Source organism: Chryseobacterium sp. CG10_8, from assembly GCF_058117085.1.
The window spans coordinates 1-807 of the sequence record NZ_JBYVEB010000262.1 but is presented as its reverse complement, the minus strand read 5'-3'; the positions used below and the strand labels follow the sequence as shown (position 1 = coordinate 807).

General features: G+C 31.4%; 1 protein-coding gene. It reads left to right on the top strand.

The window, feature by feature from the left end:
• The first annotated feature begins 41 nt into the window (after positions 1-41).
• Positions 42-623 (top strand): DinB family protein, encoded by a 582-nt coding sequence (locus AC4AGG_RS16640; RefSeq protein WP_489773143.1) that lies wholly within the window; start codon positions 42-44, stop codon positions 621-623.
• Positions 624-807 lie beyond the last annotated feature (184 nt).

Below are 807 nucleotides of genomic sequence, written 5' to 3'. Positions count from 1 at the left end.
CGTTAGCTGTCAGCTTATAACCAAAATCCCCGGAATTAAAAATGAACATACAAGAAATAATTACTGAGATAAAAGTTTTTTTACAATCCACATTCAACAATGTTGATTTATGGTTTGACAAGGAATCTGAACTAAGAAATTATGCACCAAAAAATGGAGGATGGAATATCAACCAAATTTTAGAACACATTGGTCTGACAAATCATTTTTTGTTAATATTAATTGAAAAAGGAACTAAAAAATCCTTAGCAAATATTTCACAACTAAATATTGAAGAAGAATTAAAAAACTATAGTTTTCAGAGAGATAAACTTACCGAAGTTGGACTTCACAAGTCTTTTAATTGGATAAGACCTGAACATATGGAACCAAATTCAGACAAAACATTGCAGGAAGTAAGACAACAATTAAAAGACCAAGTTAATCAATGCTTAGATAATCTCGAAAAACTTAAAAATGGAGAGGGAGTTCTATATAAAACGACAATGACTGTAAACGATTTAGGTAAAATTGATGTTTATGAATATATCTATTTTCTTGCCCAACACGCTCAAAGGCATATTACACAGATGGAAAAAAATGAATTTGAATTTATAAGTGAAAATAAAAAGCCGAACAGCTAACAGTGTATTAGCAAAAGCGGGCTTGAATACTCAAATTGAAAATTTGAATATTCTTCGCCGCCACTGCTTTTCGGTTTCGTTATTTTTTTGTAATTTCACTTCACCGAAAAAGCATTGGCTTCAGTTGGTTGAAAATCGAACTTTCAGTTCACTTTTCGCCCGCCTTCGCTAATACTTTTTCGTT

Coding starts and splice junctions, on each gene's coding strand:
- AC4AGG_RS16640 (WP_489773143.1), top strand. CDS start 42: ATGAACATACAAGAAATAATTACTGAGATAAAAGTTTTTTTACAATCC.